This window comes from Serratia sp. NGAS9 (genome assembly GCF_009905295.1).
GTDB classification, from domain to species: domain Bacteria; phylum Pseudomonadota; class Gammaproteobacteria; order Enterobacterales; family Enterobacteriaceae; genus Serratia; species Serratia bockelmannii.
Genome location: NZ_CP047605.1, coordinates 2,799,632 through 2,822,958, shown reverse-complemented (window position 1 = coordinate 2,822,958; position 23,327 = coordinate 2,799,632). Strand labels below are relative to the sequence as shown.

Annotated in this window: 20 protein-coding genes, 2 tRNA genes and 2 other RNA genes; 13 read left to right on the top strand and 11 right to left on the bottom strand. The window is 55.8% G+C overall.

From position 1 onward, the window contains the following. Positions 1-64 precede the first annotated feature (64 nt). The 5 genes from GUC32_RS13510 (at position 65) to GUC32_RS13490 (ending at position 5,153) form a co-directional block, all read left to right on the top strand. Positions 65-616 (top strand): NAD(P)H nitroreductase, encoded by a 552-nt coding sequence (locus tag GUC32_RS13510; RefSeq protein WP_004932204.1) that lies wholly within the window; start codon positions 65-67, stop codon positions 614-616. A gap of 157 nt (positions 617-773) precedes the next feature. Further along, complete coding sequence (selD, locus tag GUC32_RS13505) at positions 774-1,817, top strand: selenide, water dikinase SelD (protein ID WP_369435273.1); 1,044 nt, start codon at positions 774-776, stop codon at positions 1,815-1,817. A gap of 8 nt (positions 1,818-1,825) precedes the next feature. Continuing rightward, complete coding sequence (gene mnmH, locus GUC32_RS13500; RefSeq protein ID WP_038629396.1) at positions 1,826-2,935, top strand: tRNA 2-selenouridine(34) synthase MnmH; 1,110 nt, start codon at positions 1,826-1,828, stop codon at positions 2,933-2,935. Beyond that, complete coding sequence (locus GUC32_RS13495) at positions 2,935-4,860, top strand: DNA topoisomerase III (RefSeq protein WP_025303086.1); 1,926 nt, start codon at positions 2,935-2,937, stop codon at positions 4,858-4,860. The genes mnmH and GUC32_RS13495 overlap by 1 nt, the downstream gene beginning before the upstream one ends. Then, a complete protein-coding gene (locus GUC32_RS13490) occupies positions 4,857-5,153 on the top strand; it encodes a YnjH family protein (protein WP_025303085.1) in 297 nt (98 codons plus the stop codon). Before GUC32_RS13495 ends, GUC32_RS13490 begins: the two co-directional genes overlap by 4 nt. Before the next feature lie 21 nt (positions 5,154-5,174). Here GUC32_RS13490 and GUC32_RS13485 read toward each other — a convergent pair whose 3' ends face one another. The 9 genes from GUC32_RS13485 to GUC32_RS13445 form a co-directional block, all read right to left on the bottom strand. Beyond that, positions 5,175-5,576, bottom strand: a complete 402-nt coding sequence (locus GUC32_RS13485) for a pyrimidine (deoxy)nucleoside triphosphate diphosphatase (RefSeq protein ID WP_197819117.1) — start codon at positions 5,574-5,576, stop codon at positions 5,175-5,177. 44 nt (positions 5,577-5,620) lie between these two features. Beyond that, positions 5,621-6,427: an exodeoxyribonuclease III gene (gene xthA, locus GUC32_RS13480; RefSeq protein ID WP_060427434.1), complete on the bottom strand. Its 807-nt coding sequence runs from the start codon at positions 6,425-6,427 to the stop codon at positions 5,621-5,623. 101 nt (positions 6,428-6,528) lie between these two features. Then, on the bottom strand, positions 6,529-7,101 hold the full coding sequence (locus GUC32_RS13475) for a TIGR00730 family Rossman fold protein (RefSeq protein ID WP_369435272.1): 573 nt from the start codon (positions 7,099-7,101) through the stop codon (positions 6,529-6,531). A 192-nt stretch (positions 7,102-7,293) separates the two neighbouring features. Next, positions 7,294-7,421: non-coding RNA, RtT sRNA (locus GUC32_RS13470), on the bottom strand. Positions 7,422-7,468: 47 nt separating this feature from the next. Further along, positions 7,469-7,596, bottom strand: a non-coding RNA gene (locus tag GUC32_RS13465) — RtT sRNA. 47 nt (positions 7,597-7,643) lie between these two features. After that, positions 7,644-7,728: transfer RNA gene (locus tag GUC32_RS13460), tRNA-Tyr, on the bottom strand. 96 nt (positions 7,729-7,824) lie between these two features. Continuing rightward, positions 7,825-7,909, bottom strand: a tRNA-Tyr gene (locus tag GUC32_RS13455). A gap of 175 nt (positions 7,910-8,084) precedes the next feature. Next, a complete protein-coding gene (gene purU / locus GUC32_RS13450) occupies positions 8,085-8,933 on the bottom strand; it encodes a formyltetrahydrofolate deformylase (protein WP_004932187.1) in 849 nt (282 codons plus the stop codon). 68 nt (positions 8,934-9,001) lie between these two features. Beyond that, positions 9,002-9,466: a YchJ family protein gene (locus GUC32_RS13445; protein ID WP_025303082.1), complete on the bottom strand. Its 465-nt coding sequence runs from the start codon at positions 9,464-9,466 to the stop codon at positions 9,002-9,004. A 118-nt stretch (positions 9,467-9,584) separates the two neighbouring features. On the opposite strand from GUC32_RS13445, the gene rssA reads away from it, so the two are divergent. From rssA to GUC32_RS13420, 5 genes are all read left to right on the top strand, one after another. After that, positions 9,585-10,487, top strand: coding sequence for a patatin-like phospholipase RssA (gene rssA / locus GUC32_RS13440; protein ID WP_149570639.1), 903 nt, complete (start codon positions 9,585-9,587; stop codon positions 10,485-10,487). Positions 10,488-10,590: 103 nt separating this feature from the next. Continuing rightward, a complete protein-coding gene (gene rssB, locus GUC32_RS13435) occupies positions 10,591-11,604 on the top strand; it encodes a two-component system response regulator RssB (protein WP_025303080.1) in 1,014 nt (337 codons plus the stop codon). Between the two features lie 212 nt (positions 11,605-11,816). After that, the gene (galU, locus tag GUC32_RS13430; RefSeq protein WP_025303079.1) at positions 11,817-12,734 is read left to right on the top strand and encodes a UTP--glucose-1-phosphate uridylyltransferase GalU; all 918 of its coding nucleotides are present in this window, start codon (positions 11,817-11,819) and stop codon (positions 12,732-12,734) included. 40 nt (positions 12,735-12,774) lie between these two features. Continuing rightward, positions 12,775-14,118, top strand: coding sequence for a UDP-glucose/GDP-mannose dehydrogenase family protein (locus tag GUC32_RS13425; RefSeq protein ID WP_369435271.1), 1,344 nt, complete (start codon positions 12,775-12,777; stop codon positions 14,116-14,118). A gap of 9 nt (positions 14,119-14,127) precedes the next feature. After that, entirely contained in the window at positions 14,128-15,138 is a 1,011-nt protein-coding gene (locus GUC32_RS13420; RefSeq protein ID WP_025303077.1) for an NAD-dependent epimerase, read from the top strand. A 186-nt stretch (positions 15,139-15,324) separates the two neighbouring features. On the opposite strand, the gene hns is transcribed toward GUC32_RS13420, so the two are convergent. Further along, positions 15,325-15,732, bottom strand: coding sequence for a histone-like nucleoid-structuring protein H-NS (hns, locus tag GUC32_RS13415; RefSeq protein WP_004932170.1), 408 nt, complete (start codon positions 15,730-15,732; stop codon positions 15,325-15,327). A 700-nt stretch (positions 15,733-16,432) separates the two neighbouring features. On the opposite strand from hns, the gene GUC32_RS13410 reads away from it, so the two are divergent. Further along, the gene (locus GUC32_RS13410; RefSeq protein WP_015378091.1) at positions 16,433-17,017 is read left to right on the top strand and encodes a thymidine kinase; all 585 of its coding nucleotides are present in this window, start codon (positions 16,433-16,435) and stop codon (positions 17,015-17,017) included. A gap of 119 nt (positions 17,018-17,136) precedes the next feature. On the opposite strand, the gene adhE is transcribed toward GUC32_RS13410, so the two are convergent. Next, positions 17,137-19,809 carry a bifunctional acetaldehyde-CoA/alcohol dehydrogenase gene (gene adhE, locus GUC32_RS13405; protein WP_025303076.1) on the bottom strand — a complete coding sequence of 891 codons (2,673 nt, stop codon included), beginning with the start codon at positions 19,807-19,809 and terminating at the stop codon, positions 17,137-17,139. Between the two features lie 531 nt (positions 19,810-20,340). Between adhE and GUC32_RS13400 the strand changes: the two genes are divergently transcribed. Continuing rightward, positions 20,341-20,985 carry a YchE family NAAT transporter gene (locus GUC32_RS13400; RefSeq protein ID WP_015378089.1) on the top strand — a complete coding sequence of 215 codons (645 nt, stop codon included), beginning with the start codon at positions 20,341-20,343 and terminating at the stop codon, positions 20,983-20,985. Between the two features lie 696 nt (positions 20,986-21,681). Then, a complete protein-coding gene (locus tag GUC32_RS13395; RefSeq protein WP_127145981.1) occupies positions 21,682-23,319 on the top strand; it encodes an ABC transporter substrate-binding protein in 1,638 nt (545 codons plus the stop codon). Positions 23,320-23,327 lie beyond the last annotated feature (8 nt).

Sequence of the window (23,327 nt, the reverse complement as noted above, 5' to 3'; positions counted from 1 at the left end):
GCTGTAACTCGTCGTTTAGCTATGTTAACGTGGCCGGAATGAAAATTGTTATCAGGAGTTTACGATGGATGCTCTGGATCTTTTATTGAATCGTCGCTCGGCTTCGCGCCTGGCGGAACCGGCGCCGGCGGGGGAAGTGCGCCAAAATATCATCAACGCGGGCCTGCGTGCACCCGATCACGGCGCGCTGCAGCCGTGGCGTTTCGTGATGATCGAGAATCAGGGCCTGGAACGCTTCAGTCAGCTGCTGCAGGCGGCGGCGAAGCAGGATCAACTGGACGAGGCGGCGATCGAAAAAGCCACCAAGGCGCCGTTCCGCGCACCGCTGATCATCACCGTCATCGCGCACTGCACGGAAGAGACCAAAGTGCCGCGCTGGGAGCAGGTGGTTTCCGCCGGTTGCGCGGTGCAGGCGATGCAGATGGCGGCGCTGGCGCAGGGCTTTAACGGCATCTGGCGCACCGGCGCCTGGACCGAGCATGCGCTGGTGCGCGAAGCCTTCGGCTGCCGCGAGCAGGATGAGATTGTCGGCTTCCTCTATCTGGGTACGCCACAGCTGAAGGCCGCCACCAAGGTGACGCCGCCGGACAGCACGCCTTTCGTCAGCTACTTCTGAGTTTTTTCCAACGGGGCGCGGTGAAAATGCGCCAAACCCCGCAAAATTGCATGGTTTCTGAGCAGGCCGTTCGCTTATCGGCGGCCCGCTCTTATCAATCCCCTCGGCAAGCGCTACCCTATGTTATCTTGAGTGCCGTTACCGAAGGGAGTGGACTATGACATCGCCAGCGATCCGTTTAACCCAGTACAGCCATGGCGCTGGCTGCGGCTGCAAAATCTCACCGAAAGTTCTCGAAACCATCCTGCATAGCGAGCGGGAAAAGTTTGTCGATCCGCGCCTGCTGGTCGGCAATGAAACCCGCGACGATGCGGCGGTGTACGACATTGGCAACGGCGTCGGCATCATCAGCACCACCGACTTCTTCATGCCGATCGTCGACGATCCATTCGATTTCGGCCGCATTGCGGCTGCCAACGCCATCAGCGACGTGTACGCCATGGGCGGCAAACCGATCATGGCGATCGCCATTCTCGGCTGGCCGATCGCCAAGCTGCCGCCGGAGGTGGCGCAGCAGGTGATCGACGGCGGCCGTTTCGCCTGCCAGCAGGCGGGGATCGCGCTGGCCGGTGGCCATTCTATCGATGCACCGGAACCTATTTTCGGCCTGGCGGTGACCGGCGTGGTCAATACCGAGCGGGTGAAGAAAAACAGCGCGGCACAGGCCGGATCAAAACTTTATCTGACCAAGCCGTTGGGCATCGGTGTGCTGACGACCGCCGAGAAGCAAAGCAAGCTGCGCCCTGAGCATCAGGGCCTGGCGACTGAAGTGATGTGTCGCCTGAATAAACCGGGTGCTGATTTTGCCGAGGTGGCGGGCGTCACAGCGATGACCGACATCACCGGCTTTGGCCTGCTGGGCCACCTGAGCGAGGTATGCCAGGGCTCCGGTCTGCAGGCGACGGTCTGGTTTGATCGGGTGCTGAAACTGCCGGACGTTGAGGCGTATATCGCCGAGGGCTGTGTGCCGGGCGGCACCGGGCGCAACTTCGACAGCTATGGCCATCTGGTGGGCGAGATGAGCGATTTGCAGCGCCAGCTGCTGTGCGATCCGCAAACCTCCGGCGGCTTGCTGTTGGCGGTATTGCCGGAGGCGGAAGCGCAGGTGCTGGCGATTGCCGAACAGCACGGTATCACGCTCAACGCTATCGGTGAATTGCATGTGGCATCGGCCGATAAGCCGCTGATCGAGGTCGCGTAGTGTCCAACATGCAAGGAAGGGCGGACAGCGACGATTACCAACGCATTTTCCTGCAGGACGTGCCGCTGATTGACGTGCGCGCACCGATCGAGTTTCAGCAGGGCGCCTTCGCTCAGGCACTGAATCTGCCGCTGATGATCGACAGCGAACGCCAGGCGGTCGGCACCTGCTATAAGCAGCATGGGCAACAAGCGGCGATCGCGCTCGGCCACAGCCTGGTGAACGGCAAACTGCGCGAACAGCGCACCGCCGCCTGGCTGGCGGCCTGCGCAGAGCGGCCCGAAGGCTATATTTACTGCTTCCGCGGCGGGCTGCGCTCGCAGCTGGTGCAGCAATGGCTGCATGAGGCCGGCGTCGAGTACCCGCGTATCATTGGCGGTTATAAGGCGCTGCGCAATTATTTGCTCGGCGTGCTGGCGCAAAGCGCGGCATTGCCGATGGCCCTGGTGGGCGGCAATACCGGCAGCGGCAAGACGTTGCTGGTCAACGAACTGGCCGACGGCGTCGATCTGGAAGGCGTGGCGCGCCATCGCGGTTCATCTTTTGGTCGAACGCTGGCGGGCCAGAGCTCGCAGATCGATTTTGAGAATCGTCTGGCTGTGTTATTGCTGAAAAAACAGCATGGTGGCAGCCGCCGTTGGGTGCTGGAAGACGAAGGGCGGATCATCGGCAGCAACAATCTGCCGCTGCCGCTGTTCAATGGGATGCAGCAGGCGCCGGTGGCGGTGATCGACGATCCGTTCGACATTCGTCTGGCGCGTCTGCAGGCGGAATATATCGACGGCATGCGCGAACAGTTCGAACAGGCCTATGGTGTGGAAGACGGCTGGCGACAGTACGACGACTATCTGCACCACGGCCTGTTCGCCATACGCCGCCGCCTGGGGCTGGAACGCTTCCAGCAGCTGACGCAACGACTGGAAGCGGCGCTGCGGGCACAGCGGCTCAGCGGCCAGGGCGAGGCGCACCGCGAGTGGCTGGCGCCCCTGTTGCAGCAGTACTACGATCCGATGTATTGCTATCAGTTGGAAAAGAAAGCCCAGCGGATTGTCTTCCGTGGGAACTATGCAGAAGTAAGAGAATTCTTGATGACGTTCAGCCAGAAAAACGGTGAATAATGCGACTGTTCATAGCCGAGAAACCGAGTTTGGCGCGCGCCATTGCCGACGTCTTGCCCAAGCCGCATCGCCGCGGCGACGGGTATATCGCCTGTGGCAACAACGACGTGGTGACCTGGTGCGTCGGCCACCTGTTGGAGCAGGCTCAGCCTGACGCTTATGACAGCCGCTATGCGCGCTGGTCGTTGGCGGATCTGCCGATCATTCCCGAAAAATGGCGGTTGCAGCCGCGGCCTTCGGTCAGTAAACAGCTCAACGCCATTAAAAAGTTGCTGCTTGAAGCCGATGAAGTGGTTCACGCCGGCGACCCGGATCGCGAAGGGCAACTGCTGGTGGATGAGGTGCTGGACTACCTGGATTTGACGGCGGAGAAGCGCCAGAACGTGCGCCGCTGTCTGATCAACGATCTCAACCCGCAGGCGGTGGAGCGCGCGGTCGAGCGGCTGCGTGACAACCGAGACTTTATCCCGCTGTGCGTGTCTGCGCTGGCACGTTCGCGCGCCGACTGGCTGTACGGCATCAATATGACCCGCGCTTATACGCTGCTGGGCCGCAACGCTGGTTACGACGGCGTGCTGTCGGTGGGCAGGGTGCAGACGCCGGTGCTAGGATTGGTGGTGCGGCGCGATGAAGAGATCGAAAACTTCGTGCCGAAAGACTTCTTTGAGGTCAAGGCGCATATCGTTACGCCGAAAGAAGAACGCTTCGTGGCGCTGTGGCAACCCAGCGACTCCTGTGAGCCTTATCAGGACGAAGAGGGGCGTTTGCTGCACCGGCCGTTGGCGGAGCACGTGGTCAAGCGCATCGAGGGCCAGCCGGCGCTGGTCACGTCCTATAACGATAAACGGGAATCAGATACCGCGCCGCTGCCGTTTTCGCTCTCCACGCTGCAAATTGAAGCGGCCCGGCGTTATAACCTCAGCGCCCAACAGGTGCTGGACGTTTGCCAGCGGCTGTACGAAACCCACAAGTTGATTACCTATCCGCGTTCCGACTGTCGTTACCTGCCGGAAGAGCATTTCGCCGGCCGTCATGCGGTGCTGAACGCCATCAGCGTGCACCAGCCTGAACTGTACCCGCAGCCGGTGATCGACAGCGATCGCCGCAACCGCTGCTGGGACGATAAAAAGGTCGATGCGCACCACGCTATCATTCCTACCGCCCGTGCCGGCAAGATTAATCTGACGCAGGATGAACGGAACGTGTATGGGCTGGTGGCGCGCCAGTATCTGATGCAGTTTTGTCCGGATGCGGTGTTCCGCAAATGCGTGATCGAGCTGGATATCGCCGGCGGCAAATTCATCGCCAAGGCGCGTTTCCTGGCGGAGGCCGGTTGGCGTACGCTGCTGGGCAGCAAGGAACGCGACGAGGAAAATGAGGGCGCCCCGTTGCCGGTGGTGGCTAAAGATGATGAGCTGCTGTGTGAGCGCGGTGAGGTGGTGGAGCGCCAGACGCAGCCCCCGCGGCCGTTTACCGACGCCAGTCTGTTGTCGGCCATGACCGGCATCGCGCGCTTCGTACAAGATAAAGCGCTAAAGAAAATCCTGCGGGCGACCGATGGTTTAGGTACGGAAGCGACGCGAGCGGGGATCATCGAATTGCTGTTCAAACGGGCGTTTCTGTACAAGAAGGGACGCTATATTCACTCCAGCGAAACCGGGCGCGCGTTGATTCACTCGCTGCCGGATCTTGCTGCGCGTCCTGATATGACGGCAAACTGGGAAGCCACGCTGACGCAAATCAGCGAGAAATCCTGCCGTTATCAGGACTTTATGCAGCCGTTGGTCGGCACGTTGCAAGAGCTGATTTATCAGGCCAAGCAGAGCCGGGCGAGCATGGCGTTTCGTGGATTGCCGCCGCCGCCCTCCAGCGGGGGCAAAAAACGCAGGAAAAGCGCCAGCAAGGCGCAGGAGAAAAGTGAATGAAGCGTGGACTCAATGGGGTGCTGGCTGCCGCTGCCCTGGCGTATTGCGGCCTGGCGGCCGCCAACCGGGGCGATGTGGACGTGGTGTTGCCGGTTTCGCCGGAGATTTGGGGCACGGCCAAAAGCGGCGTCAACCCGCCGCCGGCGCAGCCCTGCAACCGCTGTTGCGTCTACCAGAACCAGAACTATTCCGAGGGCGCGGTGCTTAAAGTGGAAGGGGAAGTGCTGCAGTGCGTGCGTGAGCCTAACACCATCGGCACCAACCCCTTGATTTGGGTGCGATTGAAGAAGTGACGATGTAACCTATCGCCGCGCTCAGCGTACATCGCCTTGCGCGGCGATATAGCCCGCCAGCAGTGGAACGTCAGCGGGTGCCAGAGCGTATTCCTGCGCCTGTTGCGGCGTGACCCAGACCAGCGCCGAGTGGCAGCGCTGTTGCAGTTCACCGGAGAACTCCGCGACTTGCCAGGCGTGCAGCCGGATGAGGCGTTCACCTTGCTGCCACTGATTGCTGCCCACATAGTTGCCGATACGGGCGCAAATTCCCAATTCTTCATCCAGCTCGCGCGCCAGCGCCTCTGGCTGGCTTTCGCCGGCTTCAACCTTGCCGCCGGGAAACTCCCACAGACCGGCCTGATCGCTGTCTGCGCCACGCTGGGCCAGCAAAATGCGGCCATTTTGTTCCAGAATGGCGGCTACCACGTCGATAATTTTCATTGGCTTCTCAGAGTAAAACCCCGGCGGGCGCCGGGGTGATGGGGTTACAGCGTAAATTCCGCCCAGACCGGCGCATGGTCGGAAGGTTTCTCCATGCCGCGGGTTTGGTAATCGATGCCGGTGGCGATGCAGCGCGAAGCCAGCGGGGTGCTGGCCAGCAGCAGATCGATACGCAGGCCGCGGTTGTCGTCGAACCCTTTGGAGCGGTAGTCGAACCATGAGAACTCGTCGTTGCGCCCCGGGTTGGCGTGGCGGTAGGTATCGACCAGGCCCCAGTTCAGCAGGCGGTCCATCCATTCACGCTCTTCCGGCAGGAAGGAGCATTTACCGGTGCGCAGCCAGCGTTTGCGGTTGTCTTCGCCGATGCCGATATCGTAATCGCTGGGGCTGATATTCATGTCGCCCATGATCAGCACCGGGGATTCCGCCGATAGCTGCTGCTCCAGGTAGTTTTGCAGATCCTGATAAAAGCGTGTTTTAGCCGGGAATTTGATCGGGTGGTCGCGGCTTTCACCTTGCGGGAAGTAGCCGTTGATCACCGTCAGCGTGCCCTGCGGCGTAGCCAGATCGGCCATGATGATGCGACGCTGCGCGTCTTCTTCATCGGTCGGGAAACCGCGGCGCACGGCCAGAGGCTCCGCTTTGGTCAGCAGCGCCACGCCGTAATGGCCTTTTTGCCCGTGATAGAATACGTGGTAGCCGTGTTGGCTGACGTCTTCCAATGGGAACATGTCATCGTGAACTTTGGTTTCCTGCAGACCGATCACGTCGGGCTGGTGCTGTTCGATAATTGCCGCCAGCTGATGCGGACGCGCGCGCAGTCCATTGATATTAAAAGAGACAAACTTCATGAGCGGTGCCGTTTTCACGAGAAAAATGTGCTGTGATAGTAGCAGAGTTTGGCGGGAAATGTAACGCAGACAGCGGCGGGACCGCTGACTGCGCAGCGGGTTTATTTCGCCCAGCGGTCGTAATTTTTAGGTTGATAGTCGTCAAACTGTTGCAGCAGCATCTGTGCCGATTCGCTGATGTGCAGGGTGCCGAGATAGTCGTGACGCATAAAGCCCTGATCGGCGACGTGCTCGAGGAACTGGCTCAGCGGGCGGTAGAAACCGTTGACGTTCAGCAGGCCGACCGGCTTGTTGTGATAGCCGATTTGCCCCCAGGTCCAAATTTCAAACAGCTCTTCCAGCGTGCCGATGCCGCCGGGCAGGGCGATAAAACTGTCCGCCAGCGCCGCCATACGGGCTTTGCGCGTATGCATATCGGGTACCACTTCCAGTTCGGTCAGGCCGCGATGCGCCGTTTCCGCTTCCACCAGGCGCTCGGGGATAATGCCGACAGCTTCACCGCCCGCTGCCAACACCGCGTCTGCCACGATCCCCATCAATCCTTTTTTGCCGCCGCCGTAGATTAAACGGCGCCCCTGAGCGGCCAGCTGCTGCCCCAGTTGACGAGCCTGCTCGGCATAAGCGGGATTGACGCCCTCACTGGCGCCACAAAAAACGCAAATATTGTTTCGCATCCACCTGTTCCTTACTGCACTAAAGAAGCCAGTGGTATAGCGAATTGTCGGCCGGAGTTCAAGTTACGGGCGGAGGAGAGAAATAAAACGTCTGGATGGAAGCGGTTAATAAGGGGAGATAACTTGATTTATTGATACGAGAACATTGGATGCAACGAGTTTTAAGTAGGGTTTGGATTTTTCTGCAAGAGATGGTGGTGGGGGAAGGATGATTCGTCGCTGCGCGACTCACCCTGCGGGCCGCGCTGAAGCGCGTTGTCTCACTGCGTGAGACTCGAACCTTGGTCGAAGCTTCTCATCCTTCCCCAATACGGAACATTATGGAGGCGATGTGCTTTTAATTCGGTTTGGGGATTTTTGCAAGGGATGGTGGTGGGGGAAGGATGATTCGTCGCTGTGCGACTCACCCTGCGGGCCGCGCTGAAGCGCGTTGTCTCACTGCGTGAGACTCGAACCTTGGTCGAAGCTTCTCATCCTTCCCCAATACGGAACATTATGGAGGCGATGTGCTTTTAATTCGGTTTGGGGATTTCTGCAAGAGATGGTGGTGGGGGAAGGATTCGAACCTTCGAAGTCTGTGACGGCAGATTTACAGTCTGCTCCCTTTGGCCGCTCGGGAACCCCACCATGGTATTCATGGATTTACAAATTGTTGTTCTGGTTTTATCCAGAAGAAACCTGGCCGGTTTCTTTACTGCGTCTTCGCTCCTGGCGGAGAGAAGATGGTGGTGGGGGAAGGATTCGAACCTTCGAAGTCAGTGACGGCAGATTTACAGTCTGCTCCCTTTGGCCGCTCGGGAACCCCACCATATACATGGCTATTTAACTGGCCTTGCTTGCGAGAGCGCTGTCTCGGTAAGCGGGGCGCATCATATCAAATGAAGCGGATGTGTAAAGCATTGAAATGCAGAAAATGAATCGTTTGCCGTTTTTTTATTCTTGGCGGTGCATCCCTGAACGAAATGCACCGATTTATTGAGCGATTACAGAATAACGGTGCGGTTGCCGTAGACGAAGACGCGCTGCGCCAACACCTGATAAAGCGCGCGGCTGAGCACGTTTTTCTCTACGTCGCGGCCGGCGCGCATCATATCCTCGGCGGAATAGGTGTGATCGACGTGGATCACGTCCTGCATGATGATCGGGCCTTCGTCGAGATTGTCGTTAACGTAGTGGGCGGTGGCGCCGATGATTTTTACCCCGCGCTCATAGGCCTGGTGATAAGGGCGTGCGCCGATAAACGCCGGCAGGAACGAATGGTGAATGTTGATCACCTGGTTCGGATAATGTTGCACGAAGGCCGGCGTCAGCACGCGCATATATTTGGCCAACACCACGTAATCCGGCTGATATTGATCGATCTTGGCCGTCATTTCGCGGTCATGCTGCTCCCGCGTCAAGCCTTCGTGGCTCACCAAATGGAAAGGAATATCGAAACGCTCCACCAGCGTTTGCAGCGTGTCGTGGTTGCCGATCACGGCGGCAATTTCAACGTCGAGGCCACCATAGGCGCTTTTCATCAACAGATCGCCCAGGCAGTGGGCCTCTTTGGTGACCAGCACCACGATGCGTCGGCGCCCGGTGCTGTGCAGCTCGCGCAGCGAACCTTCCGGCAGCGCGCTGTCCAGATCGGCCAGCAGCGTGTTGTCGTTGAAAATGCCTTCCAGCTCGGTGCGCATAAAGAAACGCCCGGTGCGGTGATCGACGAACTCATTATTCTGGACGATATTGAGTTCGTGCTTGTAACAGATGTTGGTGATCTTGGCGATCAGCCCTTTGGCGTCCGGGCAGATGGTGCGTAACACTTTTCGTTGTACATTTTGGTGTGGCATGGGTTTGAGGATCCTGTCTGATACTGAACGGCCTGTCTGCGCAGGCGTAAACGTGAAGCGCCGGCCGGTTAGCGCCCGCAGCACTTCTTATATTTTTTCCCTGAGCCACAGGGACACATCGCATTTCTGCCGGGCTGGGGTTTGGTACCGTCGATATAATACCAACGTTGATCGCGACGAAGGAAGCGTGAGCGCTCATGCATCGCTTGCGGTTCGCCGCTTTCGCCATCGGTAAAACGGGCGATGAATTCGACGAAGCCTTCATCCGGCTCATGACCGGCTTTCTCTTCCACGACCGTCAGGCCCAGCCATTCGGTATTCTTAAAACTGTCGACGATTGCATTGCGCCACGCTTCGGCACCGCAGTCGGGGTGCCAGGTGGCGATCAGATAGTCGACGTTATGACTCACGTAGGCGGTGAAGCGTGAACGCATCAGCTGGCCGGGCGTCGGCGCTGGCTGATTGCCGCTGATAAAAGGGGCGCAGCACGCGTTATACGCCAGTCCGCTGCCGCATGGGCATAATTCGGGCAAAATAACTCCTGAGAACACGAGGCAGAAAATGAATTTAGCGCATATGTTACCTAACAATATTCGTCAGTGACAATCTACCCTGAAAGCAGAGAACACCTTTCACCCTGAGGATGGCGCGATGCGGCAAATCAAGATCGGACTGGCGCTGGGAGCGGGCTCGGCCAAAGGCTGGGCGCACATCGGCGTGATCAATGCGATAAAGAAACTGGGGATTGAGGTTGATGTCGTTGCTGGCTGCTCTGTCGGCGCGTTGGTGGGCGCGGCGTTCGCCAGCCATCGTCTGCCGGCGATGGAGCAGTGGGTGCGATCGTTCAGCTATTGGGACGTCATTCGCCTGATGGATTTTTCCTGGCAGCGCGGCGGCCTGTTGCGCGGCGAGCGGGTGTTTAACGCCGTCGGACAGCTGCTGAGGATCAATGATATCGCCGATTGCGCGTTGAAGTTCGGTGCCGTGACCACCAATCTCAGCACCGGGCGCGAGCTGTGGCTGACCGAAGGCGATATTCATCAGGCGATACGCGCCTCCTGCAGCATGCCTGGCCTGTTGGCGCCAGTATGGGCCGACGGCTATTGGCTGGTGGATGGCGCGGTGGTCAATCCTGTGCCGGTGTCGCTTTGCCGCGCCATGGGCGCCGATATCGTCATCGCGGTCGATCTGCAGCATGATGCGCATCTGATGCAGCAGGATCTGTTCTCGATACGTATCGAGGAAGAAAGCCCGGGCGATGCGCCTGCGGCGACCTGGCGCGGGCGTCTGCGGGAACGCATCGGCAAAATGCGACAGCGCAAACCGGCGACGGCGCCGACGGCGATGGAGATTATGAGCACCTCGATTCAAATGCTGGAAAATCGTTTGAAGCGTAATCGGATGGCGAGCGATCCGCCGGATGTGTTGATTCAACCTTTTTGTCCGCAAATCTCGACGCTGGATTTCCACCGCGCCGATGAAGCGATCGCAGCGGGGTTGCTGGCGGTGGAAAAACAACTGGATCGGTTGTTGCCGTTGATAAAAAATAGATAATTCTCGGTTCTCGGTTGGCAATGCGCGGTCAGTCTGTTTCAGACGAGCATAAGTGACCTTTTTGAGCCACTATTACACTATGGAAAGGGACGAGGCTCGGCTGATGGCATTACCACTTACTCACAAGCGCATCTTGATCGTTGAGGACGAACAGGTTTTTCGTTCAGTGCTGGTCGGTTATTTGGCCTCACTGGGTGCTGAAACCGGCGAGGCGACCAACGGTATACAGGCGCTGGGTGCCGTCGATGACTTCAAGCCGGATCTGATCCTGTGCGATCTCGCGATGCCGGAAATGGGGGGGATCGAATTCGTTGAGCACCTGCGTTTGCAGGGGCTGCAAATCCCGGTGCTGGTGATCTCGGCCACCGACAAGATGGCTGACATCGCCAAGGTGCTGAGGTTGGGCGTGCAGGATGTGCTGCTCAAGCCGCTGACCGATCTCAATCGCCTGCGTGAAGCGGTGTTGGCATGCTTATACCCCAATATGTTCACTTCCCAGGCGATTGAAGAGGTTGAACTGTTTCAGGACTGGGATGCGTTGAGCAAAAATCCCTCCGAAGCCGTCAAACTGCTTAAACAATTGCAACCGCCGGTACAGCAGACTATTGCGCATTGCCGGATCAACTATCGGCAGTTAACCACCGGCGAAAATCCTGGCCTGGTGCTGGATATCGCCGCTTTGTCAGAAAAGGATCTGGCATTCTATTGCCTGGACGTCACGCGCGCCGGCGATAATGGCGTATTGGCGGCATTGCTGTTGCGTGCATTATTTAATGGGCTGCTGCAAGACCATCTGGCTAATCAACAGCATCGTCTGCCGCAAATGTCGGCATTGTTAAAGCAGGTTAATCAATTATTGCGGCAGGGGAAATTAGACGGTCAATTCCCGCTGTTGCTGGGATATTATCACGCCGAAAATAAAAACCTGATTCTGGTTTCTGCCGGGCTGCATGCCAACGTCAATACCGGTGACAATCAAATCCAGCTGAGCAATGGCGTGCCACTGGGGACGCTGGGGGCCACCTACATGAATCAGATCAGCCAGCGCTGCACTGCCTGGCAGTGTCAGGTATGGGGAAGCGGTGGTCGGTTGCGACTGATGCTCAGCGCTGAATAACAGGCAACGAACGGCGAGATCTTAAGCTATTCAATTATCGGTAATTAAACCGTTTATTTATTCTCCCGATTATCCGAACGGGTAATAGTCCTAAATGTTTTCTATTTGTGTTCTGGTTAATGCCAGGCGCGCATAAGCTGGTATACTCCGAAGGTTTTTTATATTGAGCCCAAGCTCATAAAATGAGCGCTTTAGCTTCAAGAGAGGAAATAATGCCTGCTGTAAATCGCAAAGTCAGAAAAGCCGTGATCCCGGTTGCAGGCTTGGGTACGCGGATGTTGCCGGCCACCAAAGCCATTCCGAAAGAAATGCTGCCGCTGGTTGATAAACCGCTGATCCAATACGTCGTTAATGAGTGCATTGCGGCGGGGATTAACGAGATTGTGCTGGTCACCCACTCCTCCAAGAACTCGATCGAAAACCATTTTGATACCAGTTTCGAACTTGAAGCGATGCTGGAAAAACGCGTCAAGCGCCAATTGCTGGATGAAGTGCAGTCGATCTGCCCGAAAGGCGTTACCGTGATGCAGGTTCGTCAGGGCAATGCCAAAGGCCTGGGGCACGCGATTATGTGTGCCTACCCGATGGTGGGCGATGAACCGGTGGCGGTGGTGTTGCCGGACGTGATCCTCGACGAATACAGCGCCGATCCGAAAAAAGACAACCTCCGCGAAATGCTGCAGCGCTTCGAAACTACCGGCGTCAGCCAGATCATGGTTGAACCCGTGCCGCATAAAGATGTCGGAAACTACGGCGTAGCCGACTGTAAGGGCGTTGCTTTGCAACCGGGCGAAAGTGCGCCGATGGTGAGTGTGGTTGAGAAACCTTCGCCGGATAAAGCCCCTTCCAACCTGGCGATTGTCGGTCGTTACGTGTTATCCGCCGATATTTGGCCGCTGTTGGCTAAAACGCCCCCTGGCGCCGGCGACGAAATTCAGCTGACTGACAGTATCGAAATGTTGATGCAGCAGGAAACGGTGGAAGCGTATCACCTGAAGGGCGTAAGCCATGACTGCGGTAACAAGTTGGGGTACATGCAGGCTTTTGTAGAGTACGGCATGCGTCATGCCAGCCTGGGCAAAGAATTTTCTCAGTGGCTGCAACAGGTTGTTGCCGCTGACAAGAAGTAATTTGATCTTTCGTATTAATTTGAAAAACTAGGATTTTCACATGAAAGTAACAGTTTTTGGTATTGGTTATGTGGGGCTGGTACAGGCCGCCGTACTGGCTGAAGTTGGCCATGACGTTATGTGCATTGATGTTGATGAGCGAAAAGTCGAAAACCTGAAAAAAGGGAATATCCCGATTTTTGAACCGGGCCTGACGCCGTTGGTACAGCAAAACTATGAGGCTGGGCGCCTGCATTTCACCACCGATGCCAAAGCGGGCGTGGCGCACGGGAATATCCAGTTTATCGCCGTCGGCACGCCGCCGGATGAGGATGGCTCCGCCGATCTGAAATATGTCACCGCGGTTGCACGTACCATCGCCGAACACATGATCGATCGCAAAGTGGTGATCGATAAATCCACCGTGCCGGTCGGTACGGCGGACAAGGTGCGTCAGGTGATGGCGGAAACGCTGGCTAAACGCGGCAGCAACGTGGCGTTCGACGTGGTATCCAACCCTGAATTCCTGAAGGAAGGCGCTGCGGTAGCTGACTGCATGCGCCCTGAACGCATCGTGATCGGTACCGATAATAAAGAGGTAATCGAACCGATTCGCGAACTGTACGAGCCGTTTAACCGCAATCACGATCGTATGATCATGATGGATATCCGCAGCGCAGAGCTGACCAAATACGCCGCCAACTGCATGCTGGCGACCAAAATCAGCTTTATGAACGAAATGTCCAATCTGGCGGAAATGCTGGGTGCGGACATCGAGAAAGTGCGTCAGGGCATCGGTTCCGACTCACGCATCGGTTATCACTTCATCTACCCTGGCTGCGGCTACGGTGGTTCTTGCTTCCCGAAAGATGTCCAGGCGTTGATCCGCACGGCGGAGCAGATCGGTTACCAACCGAAGCTGCTGCAGGCGGTAGAGCAGGTCAACTACCAACAGAAAGATAAGTTGAACAGCTTTATCAAAGATTACTTCGGCAGCGATCTGAAGGGGAAAACCTTTGCGCTGTGGGGCCTGGCGTTCAAGCCGAATACCGATGACATGCGTGAAGCGTCCAGCCGCGTGCTGATGGAGCAATTGTGGGCTGCCGGCGCCACCGTTCAAGCCTACGATCCTGAAGCGATGAACGAAGTTCAGCGCATCTATGGCCAGCGCGACGACTTGAAGCTGATGGGGACCAAAGAGGCTGCATTGCACGGCGCCGATGCTCTGGTGATCTGCACCGAATGGCAGAATTTCCGCGCACCGGACTTCGATGTGATCAAGAGTGCGTTGAAGCAGCCGGTGATCTTCGATGGACGTAACCTGTACGATCCGGAGCGTTTGGAGAATCGCGGCTTTACCTATTACGCGATTGGCCGCGGCGCCTCGATTAAACCGGTTATTTAAGGAGTGGGCATGAAATTCCTGGTTACAGGCGCCGCAGGGTTTATTGGTTATCACGTTGCAGAGCGTTTGTTGACCGCCGGGCATCAGGTTGTCGGCATCGATAACCTGAATGACTATTATGACGTGGGCCTGAAAATGGCCCGTCTGGACAGACTGGCGGATAAGCCGGGATTCCGCTTTATCAAGCTGGATTTGGCCGATCGTGAAGGGATGGCGGCATTGTTCGCCGAGCATCAGTTCCAACGAGTCATTCATTTGGGGGCACAAGCCGGCGTGCGTTATTCGTTGGTTAACCCGTTGGCTTATGCGGACGCCAACCTGATCGGCCATTTGAACGTTCTGGAAGGCTGCCGCCATAATAAGGTCGAGCATTTACTTTATGCTTCCTCCAGCTCTGTTTATGGCCTCAATCGCAAGCTGCCGTTTGCTACCGAAGATTCTGTCGATCACCCTGTGTCACTGTATGCGGCCACCAAAAAAGCCAATGAGCTGATGTCACACAGCTACTCTCATTTATACGGTCTCCCGACGACGGGGTTACGCTTCTTTACCGTATATGGTCCCTGGGGGCGTCCGGATATGGCGCTGTTCAAGTTTACCAAGGCCATATTGGCGGGGGAGAGCATCGATGTATATAACCACGGTGAAATGCACCGTGACTTTACCTACATCGATGATATCACCGAGGCGATTGTGCGGCTGCAGGCGGTTATTCCGCAGGCAGATCCGTCATGGAGCGTTGAACAGGGATCGCCAGCGACCAGTTCCGCACCGTATCATGTTTATAATATCGGCAATAACACCCCCGTTAAACTGATGGAATATATCACGGCGCTGGAGCAGGCTTTGGGGGTAACTGCCCGCAAGAATATGCTGCCGATGCAACCTGGCGACGTGATGGATACCAGTGCGGACACCGCAGAGCTTTATCGTGACATTGGTTTTAAACCGGAAACCAGCGTTGAAGAGGGTGTAAAGCGCTTTGTTGATTGGTATAAGGCATTCTACCAGGTTCAATAATTGAACGAGGGTAAATGCGATAAAGGGGCCTTAGGGCCCCTTTTTTTCATTGGGGCTCCATGCAGGGAAGAAAATGCGAATTAGGATATTTACTAAAAGGAGAGGGGTGAGGTGGGATCACGTCGATAAGCTTTAAAATGAAAAGGCCCCCCGGAGGGAGCCTTTCAGATACGGACTGAATCGCTATTACAGCAGGAAATCGTCCAGAGATTTACCTTGCTCTTCGATAGCTTTCTTAATCACCGCAGGCGTACGGCCTTGGCCGGTCCAGGTTTTCAGTTCGCCGTTTTCATCTTTATATTGGTATTTAGCAGGACGTGCTGCACGCTTTGCTTTGCCGGCAGCCTTGTTGGCAGCCATGGTTTGCAGCAGCTCATTTGGATCGATACCATCAGCAATCAGCATTTCGCGGTATTGCTGCAGTTTACGAGTGCGTTCTTCGATTTCTGCTTGAGCCTGGCTGTCTTCTTCGCGACGTTCGTTCACAACAACTTCCAGTTTCTCGAGCATTTCTTCCAGCGTTTCCAGTGTGCATTCTCTTGCCTGGGCGCGCAGAGTGCGGATGTTGTTCAAAATCTTTAATGCTTCGCTCATTGTCCTAGTCTCAAATTATATTGGTGGGGGGCGTCTCGATAATAATAGAGTGCTATTTTCTTTTCTGCAATAGCCAAATTGACTTGAATACTCAAATTTACCTTTTAAAAAACCGTTAATCGGATCTGTCCGACTAATATAGGAAGGGCTGTTAACTATTATCCTCACCGCACTTAAGTCAAAATTTCAGCAGGCATGCTTTAAAAGGCGCGTGTCGCAAGGCTTTCATCGATAAGTTATCGTCGTAATTTATATCAATATTACAATGAGTTCTGTGGGCTTAATCACGCCATGGTAAGGCAGACATTGTAAACAATAGGGGTATATAGGTAAAGGTTGCGTCAGGAAACGTCGGGGGGATAGCGAAGGTGATTAAATGCCCTGTATTGGCCTCACGTATAATAGACAAGCACTCTCCCGCGGCTGCGGTGCCTGCCGCAGTGAAAGAGGATTATGCATTAATGGGCAAATGTTAGGGGTTAACCATTAGCAAGAATTAATAGTGATGACAGGCATACATTATCCTGTAAATAGCTGTAAAAAGAACGGGCCGACAGAACGATATGTTTCGCTTGAAAGCGCATTATTACGGCGAACGCAATATTCGTTCGCTTTGGGCTGAGCCGGGGGGCGGCTTATGGTACACTTACCGTCCTAATCAACATTTGAATATTTCTTATACCATCGGAGTTGCGGGGCCATGGCTCAACTTTATTTTTATTACTCTGCGATGAATGCCGGCAAGTCCACCGCGCTGCTACAGTCTTCATATAACTATCAAGAACGTGGTATGCGCACGCTGGTGTTCACCGCGGAGATCGATCACCGCTTTGGCGTCGGTAAAGTCAGCTCGCGCATCGGTTTATCCTCGCAGGCCCAGCTCTATAACAACGACTCGATGCTGTACGCCATGATTCAGCAAGAGCATCAACAGCAGCCGGTGCATTGTGTGCTGCTGGATGAAAGCCAGTTCCTGACCAAGGCGCAGGTTGAGCAATTGTGCGATGTGGTGGACCAACTGGACATTCCCGTATTGTGCTACGGCCTGCGTACCGATTTTCTCGGTGAACTGTTTACCGGCAGCCAATATTTGCTGGCCTGGGCCGATAAGCTGGTGGAATTGAAAACCATCTGTCACTGTGGGCGCAAAGCCAACATGGTGTTGCGGTTGGATGAAAACGGCCAGGCGATGCACGCTGGTGAACAGGTGGTGATTGGCGGTAACGAGAGCTATGTCTCCGTCTGTCGCAAGCATTATAAAGAGGCGATTCACTCCTTGGAGTAGGAGCGAAAATGCCGCCAGCGCCCGCTGAGGCGTTTTGGCGGCGGGATAAGAAAAACCGCGCGCCAGGCGCAATAAAAAACCCGCCGTTTGGCGGGTTTTTTTATCGGTTCACGGAACCGTTATTTCTTGGGCTTCTTTACCGCGGTTTTGGCTGCAGCCGGAGCCGCCGCTTCCTCGTCGACCGCTTCGCTGAATTCGCGGCCGTAGAAGGTATCCAGCATGATTTGCTTCAGTTCGGCAATCAGCGGGTAGCGCGGGTTGGCGCCGGTGCATTGGTCGTCGAATGCGTCTTCCGACAGCTTGTCGACTTTCGCCAGGAAGTCCGCCTCCTGCACACCCGCCTCACGGATGGAGGTTGGGATGCCCAACTCGGTTTTCAGCTCGTCCAGCCAGGCCAGCAGTTTCTCAATCTTCTGCGCGGTGCGGTCGCCCGGTGCGCTCAGGCCGAGGTGGTCGGCGATTTCAGCGTAGCGGCGGCGCGCCTGAGGGCGGTCGTACTGGCTGAAGGCCGTTTGCTTGGTCGGGTTGTCGTTCGCGTTGTAGCGAATGACGTTGGAAATCAGCATCGCGTTGGCCAGGCCGTGCGGAATGTGGAACTCCGAACCCAGCTTGTGCGCCATGGAGTGACAAACCCCGAGGAAGGCGTTGGCGAAAGCGATACCGGCGATGGTGGCGGCGTTGTGCACGCGTTCACGGGCAACCGGGTTTTTCGCGCCTTCTTTATAGCTGGCCGGCAGATACTCTTTCAACAGTTTCAGCGCCTGCAGCGCCTGGCCGTCGGAGTATTCGTTCGCCAGCACCGACACGTAGGCTTCCAGCGCGTGGGTTACCGCATCCAGACCGCCGAAGGCGCACAGGGATTTTGGCATGTTCATCACCAGGTTGGCGTCGACAATCGCCATGTCCGGGGTCAGCGCATAGTCGGCCAGCGGGTATTTCTGTCCGGTGGTGTCGTCGGTCACGACGGCGAATGGCGTGACTTCCGAACCGGTGCCTGAGGTGGTGGTGATGGCGATCATCTTCGCTTTCACGCCCATTTTCGGGAACTTGTAGATACGCTTGCGGATGTCCATGAAGCGCAGCGCCAGATCCTCGAAGTGGGTTTCAGGATGTTCGTACAGCACCCACATGATTTTCGCGGCGTCCATCGGCGAACCGCCGCCCAGCGCGATGATGACGTCCGGTTTGAAGGAGTTCATCTGCTCGGCGCCTTTGCGCACGATGCTCAGCGTCGGATCGGCTTCCACTTCAAAGAACACTTCAGTTTCGATACCGTGAGACTTCAGAACCTTGGTGATCTGGTCGGCATAGCCGTTGTTGAACAGGAAACGGTCGGTCACGATGAAGGCGCGTTTCGCCCCGTCGGTCGCCACTTCTTCCAGCGCGATAGGCAGTGAGCCACGGCGGAAGTAGATCGATTTCGGAAGTTTATGCCACAACATGTTTTCTGCTCGCTTCGCTACAGTTTTCTTGTTGATCAGGTGTTTAGGTCCGACGTTTTCAGAGATGGAGTTACCACCCCAGGAACCGCAACCCAGCGTCAGCGAAGGCGCAAGTTTGAAGTTGTACAGGTCGCCGATACCGCCCTGAGAAGCCGGGGTGTTGATCAGAATGCGAGCCGTTTTCATTTTATCGCCGAAGTAGGCGATGCGGGCCGTTTGGTTATCCTGGTCGGTGTACAGGCAGGACGTGTGGCCGATACCGCCCATGGCGACCAGTTTTTCGGCTTTGGCGACGGCGTCTTCGAAGTCTTTGGCACGGTACATCGCCAGGGTAGGCGACAGTTTTTCATGTGCGAAAGGTTCAGACTCGTCGACCAGCTTCACTTCACCGATCAGCACTTTGGTGTTGGCCGGCACTTTGATGCCTGCCATTTCGGCGATTTTCGGTGCGGATTGCCCGACGATGGCCGCGTTCAGGCCGCCGTTTTTCAGGATGATGTCCTGCACCGCTTTCAGTTCTTTACCCTGCAGCAGATAGCCGCCGTGGGAAGCGAAGCGCTCGCGTACCGCATCATAGATAGCGTCAACGACGATGACCGACTGTTCGGAAGCGCAGATAACGCCGCTGTCGAAGGTTTTGGACATCAGGATAGAGGCGACCACGCGTTTGATATCTGCGGTTTCGTCTACCACGACCGGCGTATTGCCGGCGCCGACGCCGATTGCCGGTTTGCCGGAACTGTAGGCGGCTTTCACCATGCCCGGACCACCGGTGGCGAGGATCAGGTTGATGTCAGGGTGGTGCATCAGCTGGTTGGACAGCTCGACGGTAGGTTGGTCGATCCAACCGATAATGTCTTTCGGCGCACCGGCGGCGATAGCGGCTTGCAGCACGATATCGGCGGCTTTGTTGGTGGCATTCTTCGCACGCGGGTGCGGCGAGAAGATGATGCCATTGCGGGTTTTCAGGCTGATCAGCGCTTTGAAGATCGCGGTAGAAGTTGGGTTGGTGGTAGGCACGATACCGCAAATCAGGCCGATAGGTTCGGCGATGGTGATGGTACCGAAAGTGTCATCTTCAGACAGGATGCCACAGGTTTTTTCATCTTTATAGGCGTTGTAGATGTACTCGGAAGCGAAGTGGTTTTTGATCACTTTGTCTTCGACGATACCCATTCCGGATTCTTCCACGGCCATTTTGGCCAATGGGATACGGGCATCAGCAGCGGCGAGGGCGGCAGCGCGGAAGATTTTATCCACTTGCTCTTGAGTGAAGTTGGCATATTCGCGCTGGGCTTTTTTGACACGTGCGACAAGCTCGTTCAGTTCAGCGACATTCGTTACAGCCATAATGCTCTCCTGATAATGTTAAACTCTTTCAGTAAATAAGCCGTGCGAGCCACTAGTATAGTCGTAACGGGGATAAGCGGTGATGAGAATACCGGGGTCTTCCCGCGTTATTTCTTCGCATGCTGCTGATTTGCTTAAAGAGCTTCACCCTACGCCAACCGGAGGGGCAGGCAGTGAGGAGAACAGAACCGGCGATGCCGCGGCCTACTTTGTTCTACTCCCTGACTACGACTAAGAGCTTACCCACAGTTGGGTAGTTGATTTGTGATCTAAATCATGAAAAGTGCAAGCTGACACCTTTCAGCTTGCTGGTGTTGGGAATTATTCTCGATAACTGTGAGCGGTGACTCTTTTTTCAACATAAAAAATCAAAAGGCCATACATCGCTTTAACAAAGGGCATTTGTTTTGTTGCATAACCTGCTGGTAGTCAAAAATGCTGCTCTGGCCGGATGGATTACCCGCGGCAATTCCATTACATTAGCGCGCATAGGCAGCACACCTTTTTATAGTACTTAATGCGGAGCCATCTGTGGGCCAATCTCTGTTGGATCTTTCCGGCTTTATCAAGTTCTTTGTCGGTCTGTTTGCGCTGGTCAACCCGGTGGGCATCTTGCCGGTGTTTATCAGTATGACCAGTTATCAGGCGGAAGCGGGGCGCAACAAAACCAACCTGACCGCCAACCTGTCGGTCGCCATCATTCTGTGGACCTCGCTGTTCCTGGGCGAAGGGATCCTGCGGATGTTCGGCATCTCTATCGATTCGTTCCGCATCGCCGGCGGTATTCTGGTGGTGACCATCGCCATGTCGATGATCAGCGGCAAGCTGGGGGAAGACAAACAGAACAAACAAGAGAAGTCGGAGAGCGCGATCCGCGAAAGTATCGGCGTGGTGCCGTTAGCGCTGCCGCTGATGGCGGGGCCAGGGGCGATCAGTTCTACCATCGTCTGGAGTTCACGTTATCACAACTGGCAAAGCCTGCTCGGTTTTACGGTGGCGATCGCCTTGTTCGCCTTTTGCTGCTGGCTGTTGTTCCGCGCCGCGCCGCTGTTGGTGCGTTTGCTTGGGCAGACCGGCATCAACGTGATCACCCGAATCATGGGCCTGTTGCTGATGGCGCTCGGGATCGAGTTTATCGTTACCGGCATTAAGGCGATATTCCCCGGCCTGTTGTAATACCCTTTGTTTAGCCGCGCACCTTTCGCGTTGGCGCGGCTAAAATTAATTTTAAAATTTAAATTATTTATTGGTTCGCATTATTATAGTGCAGAGGATGAATAAAATTTATTCGGTTGCACCCTTATGTTGCATAAATCTCATCTTGCTGTGCAAAAAAAACGCTAAGCGTTATTTCAGACACTTTTCTTCCTCCATTTCCGCGCGTTTTGTCCCCGTTCAACGGTAAAGCTGTTGTTAAATTAATCACATCATTCTGTGGGGCTTGTCTCACTTTCATCCAGGTGTTATTAGTGATTAACCGACCATAGGCAGGTGTTTGTTCTTTGAATGGCTGGATTGTTAACTGAATGTTTCTTTGTGCGGCGGTGAGATGACGCTGACGGTTTCAAACGAAATGATTTTGGTTTTTTTGTCTTTAAAATCAAAGTGATGATTTTGTTTTTTCGGTGCCCCGCTCTCGGGAAGCGGATCGGGCTTCGTGCGATAAAAGAGAATTGCTTAACATTTTCGTAAAATTTATTGGCTATGGAATTTGGCTTCTGCTAATTTCCGAGCAACTTTCCCGTGGTCAATTAACTGAAATGCGCCATAAAAACGGGAATGATTTTTGCTGGTATCCGTTTATTTAGAATTCTTATAAACACTTCACAAACTTCGATAAGCGATGCTTGTCGGTGAAAAGGAGCCTCGATTATGCAGCAAACCCTGAAGCGTACTTCTTTGACCTTGTTGATTAGCGGCGCGTTGAGCGTCGGCGCCATAAATAACAGTTTGGCGGCGGAAGTGCCGGCCGGCGTTCAGTTGGCGCAGCAACAGAATATTGTGATCAACAACGGCAGCGAAGTGGCTTCATTGGATCCGCATAAGGTCGAGGGCGTACCGGAAAGCAATATCATTCTTAACCTACTTGAAGGGCTGGTGAGCACCGACGCCAACGGGCATGTGGTGCCGGCGGCGGCGGCGAGCTGGGAAAACCAGAATTATCAGCAATGGACCTTCCACCTGCGCCCCGGCGCGGTGTGGAGCGACGGCACTCCGGTGACCGCGCAGGACTTCGTCTACAGCTGGCAGCGCCTGGCCGATCCGAAAATCGCCTCGCCTTACGCCAGCTATCTGCAATACACCAAAGTCGACAATATCGACGACATCCTGACCGGCAAGAAGCCTCCGCAGACCCTCGGCGTCAAGGCGCTGGACGACCAGACGCTGCAGGTGACGCTGAGCGAACCGGTGCCGTATTTCATCAGCATGCTGAGCCACACGTCGCTCAAACCGGTCAAACGGGCGGTGGTGGAGAAATTCGGCGATAAATGGACGCTACCCGCCAACTACGTCGGCAACGGCGCTTACCGCCTGAAAGAGTGGGTGGTGAACGAGCGCATCGTGCTGGAGCGCAGCCCGAGCTACTGGAACAACAAGCAGACGGTGATCAATCAGGCGACCTTCCTGCCGATTACTTCGGAAGTCAGCGACGTCAACCGCTTCCGCAGCGGCGAGATCGACATCACCAACAGCGCGATCCCGCCGTACCTGTACGTCAAGATGAAGCGCGAAATGCCCGAACAGCTGCACGTCAACCCTTATCTGTGCACCTTCTATTACGAGCTCAATAACCAGCGGGCGCCGTTTACCGATCCACGCGTGCGTACGGCGGTGAAGATGACGCTGGATCGCGACATCATCGCCAACAAGATCATGGGCCAGGGACAGATCCCGGCCTACAGTTTCACGCCGACCTTTACGGAGGGCGCGAACTTTACGCAGCCCGCATGGGCCGGCTGGAGCCAGGAACAGCGCAACGCCGAAGCCAGGAAGCTGCTGGCGGAGGCGGGCTACAGCGATGCCAAACCGCTGAAGTTCTCGTTGCTCTACAACACCTCCGATCAAAACAAACAGCAGGCGATCGCCGCCGCATCGATGTGGAAGAAGAACCTCGGTGCCGAGGTCACGCTACGCAATCAGGAGTGGAAGACTTCACTGGAGAGCCGCCATCAGGGGCAATACGATGTGGCGCGCGCCACCTGGTGCGGCGATTACAACGAACCCAGTGCGTTCCTGAACCTGGTGCTGTCCAACAGCAGTATCAATACCGTGTTCTATAAGAGCCCGGCGTTCGACGCCATCATGGCCGCCACGCTGAAGGCGCCGGATGAGGCCGCGCGCGCCGCGCTCTATCAGCAGGCGGAAGCTCAGCTGGACAAAGACTCCGCGTTGGTCCCGGTTTATTACCGCGTCAGCGCACGGTTGATCAAGCCGACGGTAGGCGGGTTCACCGGCAAAGACCCGCTGGACTATACCGACGTTAAAAATCTGTACATTATCAAGCAGTAAAGGGGTAT